Here is a 15,259-nt window from a genome sequence, read left to right on the forward strand (position 1 = left end):
CGGCCAGGCCCGGGATCATGAGTTTTGAACATCCGAGAGCACTTATGTACCCGCACATTCCGACTGCGCCTCATTCGGGGAATTCCGAACGATGAGCGTTTCCGCCCAAAACGCCGCGCCATCGGCTGACGCGGCCGTCGTCTTCGACGGCGTTTCCAAGCATTTCCCCGCGTCCGGCACCAGCGGCGCCTTCACTGCGCTCGACAAGGTCTCGCTGACCGTCGACCGTGGTTCGATCACCGGCATCATCGGCCGCTCCGGCGCTGGCAAGTCGACGCTGATCCGACTGGTCAACGGGCTCGAAAAGCCGACGGGCGGCAAGGTGCTGGTTGACGGCGTCGATGTCGGCGGGCTCGACGAGGCGGCGCTGCGCAGCCTTCGCCGCTCCGTCGGCATGATCTTCCAGCACTTCAACCTGCTGTCCTCGCGCACCGTGTTCGGAAACGTCGCGCTGCCGCTCGAAATATCCGGCATGGACAAGCGCGCGATCGAACAGCGCGTTCGGCCGCTGCTCGATCTCGTCGGTCTCGCCGACAAGCACGGGCGCTATCCGGCCGAACTTTCGGGCGGCCAGAAGCAGCGCATCGGCATCGCCCGCGCGCTTGCGACCGAGCCGAAGCTCCTGCTCTCCGACGAGGCGACCTCGGCGCTCGATCCGGAAACGACCCAATCGATCCTGGAGCTTTTGAAGCGCATCAATGCCGATCTCGGCCTGACGGTGCTGCTCATCACCCACGAGATGGAAGTGGTGAAGGCGGTGACCTCAGACGTCGCCGTCATCGATCATGGCCGCATCGTCGAGCGTGGCCACACCTTCGACGTCTTCACCCATCCGAAGCACGAGACGACGCGGGCGCTGCTCTCGGGGCTGCCGGGTTCGAAGCTTCCAGACGCGGTCGCCCGCGCCCTGAAGCCTGCACCCGCGGCCGGCGATCGCGCCGTCGTGCGGCTCACCTTCTTCGGGGCTGCGGCCGAGAAGCCGCTGATCTCGCAGCTGATCAAGTCTGTCGGCGCCGAGGTCAACATCATCGCCGGCACGATCGACGAGATCGGCGGCGCGCCCTATGGCTCGCTGGTCGTCGCCTATGGCGCGGATGCCGAGACGTCCGGCCGCGCCGAACGCTTCTTTGTCGAAAACGGTCTGGTCACGGAGGTGCTCGGTTATGTCGCCTGATATTCTCCTGCGCATCGGCGGGGCCACCGTCGACACGATCTATATGGTCGCCATCGCCGGCCTGATCGGCTCGCTGATCGGCGGGCCAATCGGCATCTTCCTCGCCACCAGCGGCAAGGGTGAACTCTTCCCGGCGCCGACGCTCAACCGCATCATCGGGCTGATCGTCAACGCCACGCGCTCGACGCCGTTCATCATCCTCGTCGTCGCCATCATTCCGTTTACCCGACTGCTCACCGGCACCTCCATCGGTACGAAGGCTGCGATTGTGCCCTTGACGATTGCCACCATTCCCTTTGTCGCGCGGCTGGTGGAAGCGGCGATCCGCGAGATCGACAAGGGGCTGATCGAGGCGGCGCGCGCCATGGGCGCGACCCCGATGCAGATCGTCTTCAAGGTGCTGCTCGCCGAAGCGCGGCCCGCGCTGACCCTGGCGCTCACCATGACCGCCGTCAGCCTCATCGGCTATTCGGCGATGGTCGGTGCCGTCGGCGGCGGCGGGCTCGGCGACCTCGGCATCCGCTACGGCTACCAGCGCTTCATGCCCGACGTGATGCTCGTTGTCGTCATCGTGCTGATCGTGCTGGTGCAGCTCGTCCAGAGCGCCGGCGACGGGCTGGCGCGGCGCTTCGACAAGAAAAACCGCAAGACCTGATTCCTCCCAAGACTGAACGTGAACAAGGAGACGACCATGAAGAAGCTTATCATCGCGGCAGCGATTGCCGCTCTTTCCGCCGGCACGGCACTCGCCGAAACCATCAAGGTCGGCGTCACGCCGGGCGAACACGCCCAGATCATGGAGAAGGTGAAGGAAATCGCAGCTCCCAAGGGCCTCGATATCGAGATCCTCGAATTCTCCGACTATGTCGTCCCGAACCAGGCTCTGGCTGACGGCGACCTCAACGCCAACTCGTTCCAGCACCAGCCCTATCTCGACAACCAGATCGCCGATCGTGGTTTCGACATCGTCAGCGTCGGCACCACCATCACCACCCCGATGGGCGTCTATTCGCAGAAGGTGAAGAGCCTCGACGAGCTCAAGGACGGCGCCACGATCGCCATCCCGAACGACCCGACCAATGGCGGCCGCGCGCTGCTGGTTCTGGCGTCGAAGGGCCTGATCAAGGTCAAGGAAGAGGTCGGCCTCAAGGTCACGCCGGCCGACATCACCGAGAACCCGAAGAACATCACGTTTGCCGAGCTCGACGCTGCCCAGCTGCCGCGCTCGCTGCAGGACGTCGATGCCGCCGTCATCAACACCAACTACGCGATGGAGGCCGGCCTGCACCCGAAGAAGGACGCGATCGCGATCGAAGGCGAGAAGTCGCCCTACGCCAACGTGATTGCCGTGCGCAAGGCCGACAAGGATGCTCCGTGGGTGAAGACCCTGGTCGAATCCTACCACGACGAAAAGGTGAAGGCCTTCATCAACGACACCTTCAAGGGCGCGCTGATCCCGAGCTGGTAAGCGTCTCTGGTAAAGAGAAACATGGACCGCGCGCTGCAACTTGCGGCGCGCGGTTTTTCTTTGACCGCATGGCTTGCTTGGCTATCCTCCTGGCACTTCGAGGAGGACGAACCATGAGCGTCTTGAAAGGCGGATGTCTCTGCGGTGCAATCCGGTATGAGCTGAACCGTGAGCCGCTCTTTTCCGGTTTCTGCCATTGCCGCGATTGCCAGCGCACGACAGGCACCGGTCATTGCTGTTACATGATCTTCGAGCGGGCCGATGTGACGATGTCGGGAACCGGCCGCGGTTACGAGACGCGCGCTGAAAACGGCAATCCTTCGATCCGCTATTTTTGCGAAACCTGCGGCAGCCAGGTTTATGGCTCCGGCCCGCCCGACGATCCGCGTGTGTCGATCTATGCCGGCACGCTCGACGACCCGTCGGTATTTCGACCGACAGACGCCATTTTCACCCGCAGCCGCCATGAATGGGACCGCAGTGCGTTGGCACTTGAGGAATGCGAGGCGTTGCCGGGCTGACTGCGTTCGCGAGTGAAACCGCCGCTCACCCTAACCCTCTCCCCGCAAGCGGGGCGAGGGGACGTGCCACGCTGGGGCGCCGCGGAACGGAGCTCTCGGTACCCGGGGAACTGCGTGCAAGTCGCAGCCGTAAGCTGGAGTTAGCGTTGTCGGCTGGGGCGGTGCCGCAAGTCCCTTCGCCCCGCTGCGGGGAGAAGGTGCCGGCAGGCGGATGAGGGGCGCTTCCCGCTCGCACAAGCGAAGGGCGGATGCCCAAGCGTATGTCAGCTACCGAGGTGGCGCTCGCCGCGCTTCTTGGCAAGTTCGATCTGCCGCTGGCGCTGGCGGTAGCGTTCGCGGTCCTCGTCGGTGCGGACCTCGTGGCAATGGATGCAGGAGACGCCGTCCTCGTGGTGCGGTGAAGTGAGGTCCGCCTTGGTCAGCGGCTGGCGGCAGGCGTGGCAGAGCGTGTGCTCGCCTTCCTCGAGGCCATGGGTGACGGAGACGCGATCGTCGAAGACGAAGCAGGCGCCTTCCCAGAGGCTTTCTTCCTGGGGCACTTCCTCGAGATATTTCAGGATGCCGCCCTTGAGGTGGTACACCTCATCAAAGCCCTGCTCCTTCATGAAGGCGGTCGCCTTCTCGCAGCGGATGCCACCGGTGCAGTACATGGCGATCTTCGGCTTGTTGTGCAGGCCGGTGTTATTGCGCACCCAATCGGGAAATTCGCGGAAAGTTTTGGTGTTCGGATCGACCGCACCCTTGAAGATGCCGATGGCGGTTTCGTAGTCGTTGCGCGTATCGATGACGATCGTCTCGGGATCGGAGATCAGTGCATTCCAATCCTTCGGATCGACATAGGTGCCGACGATCTTGTTGGGGTCGATATCCTCGACGCCCATGGTGACGATTTCCTTCTTCAACCGCACCTTCATGCGCAGGAACGGCATGGACGATGCACGGCTTTCCTTGTGCTCCAGTGCGCCGAATTCGGGCTGCACGCGCAGGAAGGAAAGCACCGCAGCGATGCCGGCATCCGTGCCGGCGATCGTGCCGTTGATGCCTTCATGCGCCAGAAGCAGCGTTCCCTTGACGCCGTTTTCGTCGCAGACGGCCTGCAGCGGTTCGCGAAAATCGGCGAAACGCGGGAAGCGTGCGAAATGATAGAGCGCGGCCACCAGAAACTGGCCATGCGTCTCACCATGGGGCTCAGGGCGCGGGGTCGTGAAAATGTCGGTCATGGCCGGTGCAAATACAGCTTTCGCGCCGCAAGCGCAATCGCGGCGGGGCCCAGGGGCACTCTGTCGCGGCGCGGACAGTCGGTCCGCCCGCCGAAATTTCGCCGAAACATCAGCGCGCGGCGTCGAGCCAGAGCAACCGGATCGTTCGGCTTTCGTCGTCCGGTTCCTCCTGGAAGACCTCGGCGGCGAGATCAAGAGCGTGCTTGCGCAAGCTTCCCTGTCGGTCGATGACGGCCGCGATGAGGTGGGCCTGATCCTGACTGTTACCGGCAAGCCCCGGATCCTCGTTGATCAACTGGGTCATGACCGCGAGATCGTTGAGGTGCCCGAGCGTGTCGACCAGCGCTTTAGCCTCGGCGCGCTTGGCCTGCAGGGCGGAAGGCCAGACCGCGTGCATCAGGCCGAGATGCATGCGGTAGTCCTGCGCCCGCTTTCGCAGCTCGTGGAACGCCGGGGCTTCCGAAGTCTCGCTGCATGCCTGCCTGGCGCGCTTGGCCCGCCTCAGAGTGCGCCGCCATCCCTTCGTCAGCCGGTCTGCGGTCTTGCGGCGTCGATCGTCGAATGTCACTTGGCTGAGGGCCTGCAGTGCCTGCTCGCAGCGCACGATGGTGGCTGCCACGCGGTCCTCGATATCGGTCGCGCTTGCCGTGATGCGGTCCCGGCGTGTCGTCAGCCGCTCGCAGACATGGGCGAGCGCCCGTTCTTCCTCCTCGTTGCACGCGGCTGCCTTGAGGTAATGGGCGTTCTCGACCAGTGCGGCTGCGTCCCGAACGGTTGAGAGGTTGCGGGCCATGTCGCGGATGCGCGCATTTTCATGCTTCTGAAAAAGCGGCGCGTCCGCTGCGACGAGACGGTACAGCGAGCGCAGGCGCTTGAAATTCTTGCGGGCGTCATGGATCGCCTCGTGCACGCCGTCAGGCCGATCCTCGAGCGTCATCACCGCCTGTGTTAGCTGTTCGGCGGCGATCGTGCGGAAGTCTTCGGAAAAAGGCCGTCCAGGTTCGAAGGCGTAAGTCATGGTTGCGGTTCCGTCAGTCCTTCTGTGGCGAGGGACTGGTTGGAGTAGCGGCGATCGCCCGTGATTTCCTGCCCGACCCAATCGGGCAGCGCCGGCATGTCGGTCTCGCGCTTCATCTCGACTTCCGCAACGACGAGGCCTTTGAGCGCGCCTCCATAGACGTCGACTTCCCAGGTGAACCCCTTGTGCGGCACCCGGTAGCGCCTCTTCTCGATGACGATCCCGACCGCCTGGGTCAGCATCTCGCGGGCATCGTCCATCGGCAGGTCGTACTCGTATTCGTTTCTGACCAGTGCCGACTTGCCGATCTTGATGGTCAGCCGTGCCCATTTGTCGCCGTGGATGCGCACGCGCAGCGAGCGGTCGTCCATGGTCACGACATAGGCCTGCCTGAGGTCAATGCCCTTGTCCGCACGCTCTCGCCATCCATCGGAAGCGACGAGAAACTTGCGCTCTATTTCCTTCGCCATGGAAAATCCGCCATTTCGGGGGCCCGCAGTTTCAACCTATCGCTTTCACGCAAAGGCTCAAGTCATCTCTTTGTCGCAAGTTGCATATTACCGTTGCCTTACATGCGAAAGCCGCGCTCCCGCCGCCTTGGGTCTCGACAACCGGTGGCCGGGGGAGTATGCGGAGGGCATATTCAATCGTTTTAAAAAGGACGATCGGCATGAGCGCGAAATCCGACAGGCTTCTTTCAACCCTCAAACTGGCGCCGGTTGTTCCGGTGCTGGTGATCGACGACGTGGCGACCGCCGTTCCCCTGGCGCGCGCGCTCGTTGCCGGCGGGTTGAAGGCGATCGAGATCACGTTGCGCACGCCGGCCGCACTCGAAGCGATCCGCGCCGTTGCCAACGAAGTCGAAGGCGCTGTTGCTGGCGCCGGTACGATCCTCAACGCCGCCCAGTTCGAAGCCGCGGTCGAAGCCGGCTCGAAGTTCATCGTCAGCCCCGGCACGACGCAGGAACTGATCGATGTGGCCAACGACCACGAGGTGCCGCTTTTGCCGGGTGCGGCGACGGCGAGCGAAGTCATGGGTCTGCGTGAAGAAGGCTACGACGTCATGAAGTTCTTCCCGGCCGAGCAGGCCGGCGGCGCCGCCTACCTCAAGTCGCTGTCCTCGCCGCTTGCCGGCACGCTCTTCTGCCCGACGGGCGGCATTTCCCTTGCCAATGCGCGCGACTATCTGACGCTGCCCAACGTCGTTTGTGTCGGTGGCTCCTGGGTTGCGCCGAAGGAACTGGTTGCCAAGGGCGACTGGGCCGGCATCACCAAGCTTGCGGCAGAAGCCTTCGTGCTCAAGGGCTGAGCGGCAAGCGACGCCTTCCGTTTTTAGAAAGGCCGGGTGGAAAACCCGGCCTTTTTCTTTGGTTGTACGGCGTCGCTCGCCTCTGGCGCGAATTTGTATTTTCCCTGCAACGTTCCTATGTCTCAATCCATTCAGCGACGGGCGCGCGGGCGGCGCACCCTTGAGCTCGCCTTCAACCGCCCGGAACCGACAAGGAGCGAAACCCGATGTTCGACGCGAAGAAATTGCTGGATCAGTTTCTGGGATCGCAGGTGCCCGGTGCCGGCGGCACGGTGCGCGATCGCGCGACCCAGGCGACGCAGCTTGCCAAGGACAATCCACTGGCGAGCGGCGCCATTGCCGCTGTTCTGCTCGGCACCAAGTCGGGTCGCCAGCTGGCCGGCAACGCCGCCGTGCTTGGCGGTCTCGCGGCGATCGCCGGTCTCGGCTACCAAGCCTACAAGAATTATCAGGCCGGCAATACGCCGGGCGGTGCGACGGTTGCCAAGGGCGAGCCGGAACTTCTGCCGCCGCCGGCCGATTCCGGCTTCGCCTCTGCTCCCGAAGCCGTCAGCCATGATTTTGCGCTGACCCTCGTGCGCGCAATGATCGCCGCTTCGCGTGCCGACGGCCATATCGACGAGGCCGAGCGCCAGCACATCATGGACAAGCTGTCGGTCTCTGGCCTTTCGGCCGATGCCGCGGCCTTCCTCGAAGGCGAGCTTGCCAACCCGGTCGATATCGATGCGATCGTCGGCGCGGCAAAGACCGAAGAGGAGCGCGTGGAGATCTACACCGCGTCGCGCCTGACGATCGAGCCGGAAACCCGTGCGGAGCGCGGCTATCTCGACCTGCTCGCCGGACGCCTCGGACTTCCCGACGCGCTGGTCGATCACATCGAGGCGACGGTCTCGGCCGCCAAGGTGCCGGCCACCGCGTAGGATACCGTTCGGGGGGGCATGGTTTCATCACCGGTTCGAACAGGGTTCATCACCAGTTTGAATTTGTGTCGGCCGCCACTCTGGCCTATGCCGAAGGGCAGGGATGAAGGAGGAGCGGCCGATGCAGGATCTGAAGAACTGGAAAGGGTGCCCGGCGCCGAAGGGCGTCGCGCTCGAAGGGCGTTTCGTCAAGCTCGAGGCCTATGAGCGCGACCGGCATCTGCAGGACCTCTGGGACGGCCTCGGCGGTATGGCGATCAACCCGCTGCTCAAATACTTCACGCAGCCGGATTTTAGGGATATCGACGCTTTCGATGCCTGGCTGACGGCGGCGCAGGAGAAATCCGGCTGGGTTACAGAGGTCTTCCGCGACAAGGCGACCGGCATTGTCGTCGGCATGGCCAATTACATGCGTGCCGATCCCGCCAACGGCGTCGTCGAAGTCGGCTCCGTGGCACACGGCGCCGCCATGGCCCGCTCGCCGCTCTCGACCGAGGTGCATTACCTGATGGCGAAGCACGCCTTCGAGGATCTCGGCTATCGCCGCTACGAGTGGAAATGCCATAGCGAGAACATGGCGAGCCGCAAGACCGCCGCCCGGCTCGGTTTTACCTTCGAGGGCATCTTCCGCCAGCACATGATATCCAAGGGCGGCAACCGTGATACGGCCTGGTTTTCGATGATCGACAGCGAATGGCCGCTGCTCAATGCCGCATTCGAAACCTGGCTTGCAGCTGATAATTTCGATGAAGACGGTCGCCAGAAGCGGCGGCTTGAAGATATACGTTCGGATCTGGAGCGGCAGGCGTCGAAATAGGCGCAGGCTGCTTAAGCCGCAGCAGACAACAACAGGGAAATCATGCAGAACAAGGAAAAGTCACCGGCGATCGCCGCTGCGATCATTCTCGTCGTCGCCGGTCTCGGCTTCTTCGTTCTGCCGTCGATCATGCTCAAGCTCGGCGATATCTCGCCCTGGCTGGCCGCCGCCTTCGGCGTGATCTTCGTGCTCGGCTTCTTCCTGCTCTTCTGGCTGCGAGCCCGCTACCAGCGCAAGCGCGGGCTCTGACGGCCCGATCAGGCCGCGTGCGTCAGCTCTGCAGAGCCGCGCCGAGCAGCGCCAATCCCAGCAACAGAACCAGGGCAGCGCCGGCGATCTCGATGCCGTTCGAGATCCGGGCAGCCGCCGCGCCGTTTGCCGCATAGCGAAGCGCAACGCCCTTGGCGGTGACGGCCATGGTCGCAAGGATTGAGACGGTGATCGCCGTACCGATCGACATGGCGAAGACCGAAAGCACGCCGCCGAGGTAAAGCCCGTTCAGGAGTGCGAAGGACAGCACGATGAGTGCGCCGGAGCACGGGCGCAGGCCGACGGCGATGACCGCCGACCAAGCTTCGCGGAGCGCAAAACGATCCCCTTTCAGCATCGACGGGTCGGGCGCATGCGCATGGCCACAGCTTGAGCAGACCTCGCCCGGGCCATGGCTGTGCCCGTGGTGATCACGATGGTGGCTATGATGATGATCGTGATGATCATGAAGGTGATCGTCCGCGAGCTGGACGTGCCCGCCGCCGGCAACGGAAGCCAAGGCAACCGGACGCAGCATCGACCGTAGCTTGCGCAGGAGAAGCCAGCCGCCGAAGGCGGCGATCAGCGCGTAACTTGCGATCTCCAGCCAGCGCGTTGCGCTGGTCATGCTGATCGAGGTACCGCGCAGGATGAGGTAAACGGCGCCGATCAGGAGGATCGCGACCACGCCCTGCAGCAGCGAGGACAGGAAGGAGAGCAGCACGCCGCGCTTCAGTTCCGTCTCGTTGGCGATCATGTAGGACGAGATCACCGCCTTGCCGTGGCCGGGGCCGGCGGCATGCAGCACGCCATAGGTGAAGGACAGGCCGACCAGCGACCAGAGCTGCCAGGGGTTCTCACGCATCCCCTTCAGCGCATTGGTCATCAGCCGGTAGAAGCCCTGCTGCTCCATGTTGATCCAGGCGAAGAAGCCGCCGAGAAAACCGGTCGTCTTGAACGCGGGCTCGGCCGTGCCGATGCCGAGGGGCGACTGCGCCGCGGCAATCGTTGCGGAAAGCGCCGTGACGACGAGCGCGGCCGTGACCAGACGTGCGATCCCGCGGGTGTTCAGCATGTGATCTCGATCCTGGTTGCAAACAGCTTTGACATGTCGGTGCCCGTCGGGTCGCTCCAGAAGGCGTCGGTCAAGGTGTCCTTGTTCTCGGCGAGAACTTCGTCGGGATCAGGGCGAACGACCTTGTGCTCACAGGCATTGATCTTGTCGCCGACGACGGTCAGGTCATCGTCGGTGGCGAAGTCCATGGCCGTATACATCGTTGGATCGTAGACGCCGAAGGAGAGCTTGCCCTTGAGCGGCATCGGCTCGGCCGGCTTGACCGCGAACATCATCAGCAATTGCCCGTCCTTGTAGTCGACGGTGATGTGATCCGGCTTGTTGACCTTGATGGTTTTGCCGTTGTCGAGGATCGTCGTGTAATAATTGTACTCGGACAGGGACTCCATCACCGTCTGCCCGACTTCGGCCAATTCATCCGGATCGAGCGTCGCGTTCGAGTTCTTGTCGAAATCGAGCACCACGCTGGAGGAGAACAGTTCGTCGAAGCGCCAGACGTTCCTGAGTTCGCTGATCTCGTCCTTGTCGTCGGAGACGACCTCGAGGCGCGCTTCCGCAAAGATGTGCGGGTGGGCAAAGGCCAGCGACGGGGCAGCCAGGGTGGCAAGGCCGGCCATGACGAGGCGTTTGGTTCTCATGTGGCGGCAATCCTTTCGGCTGGAGCGATCGCTCCGCGATTCGTTTCCGGGAATGTACCGGAAATGGGACGGAATTGGGACTTTGAGGTGCCGGCGCCCGATCACCGTGGCTTGCGAAACCAGGCGTGCAGGAAGTCGACGAGGGTTCTGACCTTGGCCGGGAGGTAGCGGCGATGCGGATAGATCGCATAGATGCCGCGGTCGCGGGGGAGGAAATCGTCGAACAGCGTGACGAGTTCGCCGGTAGCGATTTTCGGGCGGGCGATGAAATCCGGGATGATCGATACGCCGAGGCCGGAGACGGTGGCTCTGAGGGCTGCAAGCGGGCTGTTGACCTCGATCGGGCCGCTGACGGGCACGGTGAAGGCCGAACCATCGGGCTCGACGAAGCGCCAGTTGGAGTAGGAGCGGCCATTGGTATCGAGAATGCAGGGCAGCTTGGAAAGGTCCGTCGGGTGAGCGATGGGGCCAGATTTTTCCAGGAATTCCGGGGCAGCGCAGATCAGCACCTGGAAATCGTCGAGCTTGCGGGCGATCAGCGTCGAATCTTCGAGCCGGGTGATGCGGATGGCGACGTCGAAGCCTTCCTCGACCAGATCGACGAAACGGTCGTCGGAGATGATTTCGAGCGAGAGTTCGGGATGCTGCTTGCCGAAATCGACCAGCGACTGGCCGATGTCGGCATCGACGAAGGTGCGCGGCGCGGTGATGCGCAGCCGTCCCTTGAGGTCGGAGTTGTTGGCGCGCACGAGATCGGCGAGATTGTCGATCTCCTTCAGGATTTCCGATGCGGTGCGATAGTAGGTGTGGCCAGCCTCGGTCAGCGAGAACTGCCGTGTCGTGCGGTTGAGGAGCAGCGCACCGAGTTCATCCTCGAGCTCGCGCACATATTTCGAAAGCAGCGCCTTCGACTTGCCGACACGCCTTGCGGCGGCCGAGAACCCCTCGGCGTCCACGACATCGATAAAGGCGCGGATGCGGGTGAGTGTGTCCATGGCGATCTTTCTTTCGTGCTCTCAATCGTGCTTCGCCGATTCGCCGGCGAAGGCCTCTTTCCGCGTCGATAATGCAGACGGCAGATTGTCCGTCGCTTGCGTCATTGCGCCGGGTTCTGCCTTCAGTGCCGGTTCTTATAAATAATAGCCTTCTTTCAATGCTTTAGCGTTGTGGACGATCTGGCGCCAAGCGTTCAAAATTTGTGAACATCGACAGTTTTGCCCGGCTGGAAAAAAATTCAACCGCGGTTGTGAAAAAACTCTTGATTACGACGGGCTTTTTTCTTACCTACGCCCTTGCCCAAAGTCGCACGTGCCTGTGGGTGTCCGCCGACCCTCGATTAGGTGAGGGTATCGGTAAGGTACCTGGAACTAACCCCTCCAGTCGCTATTCCGGCCAACCGGGAAATGCGAGGACATCTTGAAGCAACGACGGTGCGGGCCTTTCTGGTGTCTGCCGGCTTTCCAACAGCCGGGGTTACTGAAGAGGCACACCTTCATTGCCGGAAGTGCGGTTGGGTTATTCCCTCCAATCCATGGCAGACAAAGCCGAATTGAAGCCTAGGCGGGCTTTGATTCACCGTTCGCGCATCGAGCGCATGCATGGTTCCGGGGTCTCCACCGGCTGGTTCCAGAGCATGTGCGCGTATGCCCTTTGTCCTCCGCGAAAGCGGGGCATCTTGGATCAGGGGAATATGGCCATGACCACGGCTCGCATCATCGACTTCATCAACACCCGACGACCGGAAGGCCCGTGCCTTGTTGTCGACCTCGACGTCGTGCGCAACAATTTCAAGGCTTTCCGCCATGCGATGCCGGACAGCTCGATCTATTATGCGGTCAAGGCAAACCCGGCGCCGGAAATCCTGCGCCTGCTCGCCGGCATGGGCTCTTCCTTCGATTGCGCGTCCGTCGCCGAAATCGAAATGGCACTCGACGCCGGTGCGACCGCGAGCCGCGTCTCCTATGGCAACACCATCAAGAAGGAGCGCGACATTGCCCGCGCCCACGCGCTTGGGGTCAACCTGTTCGCGGTCGACAGCCACGAGGAAGTGGAGAAGGTTGCCCGCGCAGCCCCCGGCGCTCGCGTGTTCTGCCGCGTCCTGACCGATGGTGAAGGCGCCGAATGGCCGCTGTCGCGCAAGTTCGGCTGCGTCCCGCAGATGGCCGTCGACGTGCTCGTCTACGCCCACCAGCATGGCCTCGTTTCCTACGGCGTCTCGTTCCATGTCGGTTCGCAGATGACGAAGCTGGATGCCTGGGATCAGGCCCTTGCCGATGCCAAGCGCGTCTTCGTGCAACTGGCCAAGCAGGGCATCGAGCTCAAGATGGTCAACATGGGCGGTGGCTTCCCGACGAAGTACCTGAAGGACGTGCCGACGGCGGAAGCCTATGGCCAGGCGATCTTCGGCGCGCTGAAGAAGCACTTCGGCAACCACATCCCGGAAACGATCATCGAGCCCGGTCGCGGCATGGTCGGCAACGCCGGCGTGATCAAGGCGGAAGTCGTTCTCGTCTCGAAGAAGTCGGACAACGACGCCCATCGCTGGGTGTTCCTCGACATCGGCAAGTTCGGCGGACTCGCCGAAACCATGGACGAAGCGATCCGCTACCCGATCCGTACGGCGCGCGATGGCGACGAAATGGAGCCTTGCGTGCTCGCCGGCCCGACCTGCGATTCGGCCGACGTGCTCTATGAGAAGAACATGTATCCGCTGCCGATCACCCTTTCGATCGGCGACGAGGTTCTGATCGAAGGTACCGGCGCCTATACGACGACCTACTCGGCCGTCGCCTTCAACGGCTTCGAGCCGCTGAAGGCCTATGTGATCTGATCCGGCCTGCTCCCGTCCTCGGGCGGGAGCGCCACTTCACAATTTTCGTTCGGTCCGCCTGAAGCGGTTTTGATGACGGGAGGCCCCGATGGCCGCTGTTGTTGACGCCCTGCGCGCGTTTTTCGCGCCCACTACATTTGTAATCGATGCCGAGAATCCGGGCGACGTCGTCGCGCGCGAGAACCTGCTCGACCGTGCCATGGGGCCGGAGCGCCGCCGCAAGTCGTCGGAGAAGCTGCGCAGCGGCCGGCTGCCGGCCGAAGGCCTTGCCTTCGTCGCCCGCGATGTCGATGGTCACGTGATCGGCACGGTCCGGCTCTGGAACGTCGAGGCCGGCGTCAGCCGTGAGGGCCATGCCGTGCCGGCGCTGCTGCTCGGTCCGCTCGCAGTCGACCCCGCCCATGAGGGCAAGGGCATCGGCGGCATGCTGATGCGGGCCGCGATCGAAGAGGCCAAGAACCGCGGCCATGGCGCGATCCTGCTCGTCGGTGATGCTGCCTATTACGAGCGCTTCGGCTTCTTTGCCAGCCGCACCCAGCATCTGGTGATGCCAGGGCCGTTCGAACGCGACCGGTTCCTGGCGCTCGAGCTTCGGGACAACTGGCTTGAGGGCACTGCCGGCCTGATCGTTGCCAGCGGCCGCAAGCTCGCCATGCCGCCGGTTCGCCGCGCCGCCTGAGATCTCTTTCCGCCGCCAACCCTGCGGTGGCGGATTTTTCGCTGCTCCCTCGCTGGTCCGATCTGATCGGCGAGGGGGCAGACGCATGACATGCCGGGCGCTCCCTGCTGATGGGTTTGTGATCTTCCTTGACAAGGCGGCACCGCTGACCTGTCCTTGCGGCAAGGCCTCGTTGCAGGCGGATGGAAGTCTCGCGCATGGATCCGTTCATTTTCGGGGCAGCGACCCTGCTGCCCTTTCTACTGACATCCTTCATCATCGAACTGACGCCGGGACCGAACATGGCCTACCTCGCCATGGTCGCGGCCTCGGAGGGGCGCAGGCCCGGCATGGCGACCGTCGCCGGCGTGGCGCTCGGCCTGGCGATCGTCGGCTTTGCCGCATCCTTCGGGGTCGCCGAGTTCGTCGGCCAGTCGGACATGCTCTATGGGGCGCTTCGCTGGGCAGGCGTCGGCTTCCTGCTCTATCTCGCCTTCGAGGCCTGGAACGGTGACGGTGAGGAGGCGGGGCCGAGCGGCAGGCCCGCATCCTTCTATTTCCGGCGCGGCCTGATCACAAATCTGCTCAATCCGAAGGCGGCGCTGTTCTTCGTCACTGTGCTTCCGACCTTCGTCGACGATACACGCCCGCTCTTGCCCCAGAACCTGACGCTTGCCGCGCTCTATGTGGGGGTCGCGACCGCGGTTCATGCCGCGATCGTGCTTCTGGCCGGGGCGTTGGAGCCGGTCCTCAACTCGCCGGCACGCGAACGGTTGGTGCGGCGTGTGCTCGCGCTGATGCTTGCGGCCGTGGCGATCTGGTTCGCCTGGTCGACGCGACGCTAGGACCGATCAGGACGGGCTCTCGACCTCGCGGGCGTCGTAGCAGACGAAGGCCAGCTTGTTGCCGTCGGGATCACGCACATAGGCCGCGTAGAAGCCATCGCCATATTGCGGACGGAAGCCTGGTTTTCCCTCTTCGCTGCCGCCGCGCGCCATGGCGGTCTCGAACAGCCGGTCGATGACCTCCGCGCTTTCCACCAGGAAGGCGGTCATCGCACCGTTGCCGACCGAGGCGGCTTTCCGGTCGAAGGGGTGGCAGGCAAAGAAACGCGGCGCCTTGTCATCATCCTTTCGACCCCAGGAGGAAACCTGCTCGTCGCAGTAGCAGCGCTCCTGGCCGATCAGCGCCATGAAGCGCTCTGCGCGCCTCAGGTCCGCCGTTCCGACCATGGTGTAGCCGATCATGCCTGTCTCCTCGCCTTGCCTGATGGGGGTGGTCCGTTTCGGTGGCAAGTCGTCTCACACCTGCTTTAGGCACGCAACAGCGGCGATCGGGATTGGAAGGAATGACCGATCGTGT

At 63.3% G+C, this 15,259-nt stretch carries 18 protein-coding genes; 11 read left to right on the forward strand and 7 right to left on the reverse strand.

Annotation, left to right across the window (positions count from 1 at the left end; translation table 11 throughout):
- Positions 1-91 precede the first annotated feature (91 nt).
- The 4 genes from IB279_RS28290 (at position 92) to IB279_RS28305 (ending at position 3,163) form a co-directional block, all read left to right on the forward strand.
- The gene (locus tag IB279_RS28290) at positions 92-1,174 is read left to right on the forward strand and encodes a methionine ABC transporter ATP-binding protein (protein ID WP_034787001.1); all 1,083 of its coding nucleotides are present in this window, start codon (positions 92-94) and stop codon (positions 1,172-1,174) included.
- Positions 1,164-1,829, forward strand: a complete 666-nt coding sequence (locus IB279_RS28295) for a methionine ABC transporter permease (RefSeq protein ID WP_034786999.1) — start codon at positions 1,164-1,166, stop codon at positions 1,827-1,829. The genes IB279_RS28290 and IB279_RS28295 overlap by 11 nt, the downstream gene beginning before the upstream one ends.
- A gap of 36 nt (positions 1,830-1,865) precedes the next feature.
- Positions 1,866-2,642, forward strand: coding sequence for a MetQ/NlpA family ABC transporter substrate-binding protein (locus tag IB279_RS28300; RefSeq protein WP_034786995.1), 777 nt, complete (start codon positions 1,866-1,868; stop codon positions 2,640-2,642).
- Between the two features lie 113 nt (positions 2,643-2,755).
- On the forward strand, positions 2,756-3,163 hold the full coding sequence (locus tag IB279_RS28305) for a GFA family protein (protein WP_034786992.1): 408 nt from the start codon (positions 2,756-2,758) through the stop codon (positions 3,161-3,163).
- Between the two features lie 263 nt (positions 3,164-3,426).
- On the opposite strand, the gene IB279_RS28310 is transcribed toward IB279_RS28305, so the two are convergent.
- The 3 genes from IB279_RS28310 to IB279_RS28320 all read right to left on the reverse strand — a co-directional run bounded on the left by IB279_RS28310 (position 3,427) and on the right by IB279_RS28320 (position 5,871).
- Entirely contained in the window at positions 3,427-4,383 is a 957-nt protein-coding gene (locus tag IB279_RS28310; protein WP_089044930.1) for a rhodanese-related sulfurtransferase, read from the reverse strand.
- A gap of 109 nt (positions 4,384-4,492) precedes the next feature.
- On the reverse strand, positions 4,493-5,401 hold the full coding sequence (locus IB279_RS28315; RefSeq protein WP_112771893.1) for a CHAD domain-containing protein: 909 nt from the start codon (positions 5,399-5,401) through the stop codon (positions 4,493-4,495).
- A complete protein-coding gene (locus IB279_RS28320) occupies positions 5,398-5,871 on the reverse strand; it encodes a CYTH domain-containing protein (protein ID WP_034786982.1) in 474 nt (157 codons plus the stop codon). Before IB279_RS28320 ends, IB279_RS28315 begins: the two co-directional genes overlap by 4 nt.
- A 200-nt stretch (positions 5,872-6,071) precedes the next feature.
- Between IB279_RS28320 and IB279_RS28325 the strand changes: the two genes are divergently transcribed.
- The 4 genes from IB279_RS28325 (at position 6,072) to IB279_RS28340 (ending at position 8,696) form a co-directional block, all read left to right on the forward strand.
- The gene (locus IB279_RS28325; RefSeq protein WP_034786978.1) at positions 6,072-6,710 is read left to right on the forward strand and encodes a 2-dehydro-3-deoxy-phosphogluconate aldolase; all 639 of its coding nucleotides are present in this window, start codon (positions 6,072-6,074) and stop codon (positions 6,708-6,710) included.
- Positions 6,711-6,916: 206 nt separating this feature from the next.
- The gene (locus tag IB279_RS28330) at positions 6,917-7,630 is read left to right on the forward strand and encodes a tellurite resistance TerB family protein (RefSeq protein ID WP_034786977.1); all 714 of its coding nucleotides are present in this window, start codon (positions 6,917-6,919) and stop codon (positions 7,628-7,630) included.
- 121 nt (positions 7,631-7,751) lie between these two features.
- Entirely contained in the window at positions 7,752-8,447 is a 696-nt protein-coding gene (locus IB279_RS28335) for a GNAT family N-acetyltransferase (RefSeq protein ID WP_060517647.1), read from the forward strand.
- Positions 8,448-8,489: 42 nt separating this feature from the next.
- Positions 8,490-8,696 (forward strand): hypothetical protein, encoded by a 207-nt coding sequence (locus IB279_RS28340; RefSeq protein ID WP_034786975.1) that lies wholly within the window; start codon positions 8,490-8,492, stop codon positions 8,694-8,696.
- 22 nt (positions 8,697-8,718) lie between these two features.
- On the opposite strand, the gene IB279_RS28345 is transcribed toward IB279_RS28340, so the two are convergent.
- The 3 genes from IB279_RS28345 to IB279_RS28355 all read right to left on the reverse strand — a co-directional run bounded on the left by IB279_RS28345 (position 8,719) and on the right by IB279_RS28355 (position 11,404).
- Complete coding sequence (locus tag IB279_RS28345) at positions 8,719-9,771, reverse strand: nickel/cobalt transporter (protein WP_060517530.1); 1,053 nt, start codon at positions 9,769-9,771, stop codon at positions 8,719-8,721.
- A complete protein-coding gene (locus tag IB279_RS28350; protein WP_034786971.1) occupies positions 9,765-10,409 on the reverse strand; it encodes a DUF1007 family protein in 645 nt (214 codons plus the stop codon). The genes IB279_RS28345 and IB279_RS28350 overlap by 7 nt, the downstream gene beginning before the upstream one ends.
- Before the next feature lie 101 nt (positions 10,410-10,510).
- The gene (locus IB279_RS28355) at positions 10,511-11,404 is read right to left on the reverse strand and encodes a LysR family transcriptional regulator (RefSeq protein WP_060517532.1); all 894 of its coding nucleotides are present in this window, start codon (positions 11,402-11,404) and stop codon (positions 10,511-10,513) included.
- A gap of 695 nt (positions 11,405-12,099) precedes the next feature.
- Between IB279_RS28355 and odc2 the strand changes: the two genes are divergently transcribed.
- The 3 genes from odc2 to IB279_RS28370 all read left to right on the forward strand — a co-directional run bounded on the left by odc2 (position 12,100) and on the right by IB279_RS28370 (position 14,742).
- Positions 12,100-13,239 carry an ornithine/lysine decarboxylase gene (odc2, locus tag IB279_RS28360; protein ID WP_218686560.1) on the forward strand — a complete coding sequence of 380 codons (1,140 nt, stop codon included), beginning with the start codon at positions 12,100-12,102 and terminating at the stop codon, positions 13,237-13,239.
- Between the two features lie 88 nt (positions 13,240-13,327).
- Complete coding sequence (locus IB279_RS28365; RefSeq protein WP_034786966.1) at positions 13,328-13,918, forward strand: GNAT family N-acetyltransferase; 591 nt, start codon at positions 13,328-13,330, stop codon at positions 13,916-13,918.
- A 197-nt stretch (positions 13,919-14,115) separates the two neighbouring features.
- Positions 14,116-14,742 carry a LysE family translocator gene (locus IB279_RS28370; RefSeq protein WP_192340086.1) on the forward strand — a complete coding sequence of 209 codons (627 nt, stop codon included), beginning with the start codon at positions 14,116-14,118 and terminating at the stop codon, positions 14,740-14,742.
- A 6-nt stretch (positions 14,743-14,748) separates the two neighbouring features.
- On the opposite strand, the gene IB279_RS28375 is transcribed toward IB279_RS28370, so the two are convergent.
- A complete protein-coding gene (locus tag IB279_RS28375; protein WP_192340088.1) occupies positions 14,749-15,144 on the reverse strand; it encodes a VOC family protein in 396 nt (131 codons plus the stop codon).
- Positions 15,145-15,259 lie beyond the last annotated feature (115 nt).

It is taken from the genome of Ensifer sp. ENS06 (genome assembly GCF_014852205.1).
Lineage (GTDB): Bacteria > Pseudomonadota > Alphaproteobacteria > Rhizobiales > Rhizobiaceae > Ensifer > Ensifer adhaerens.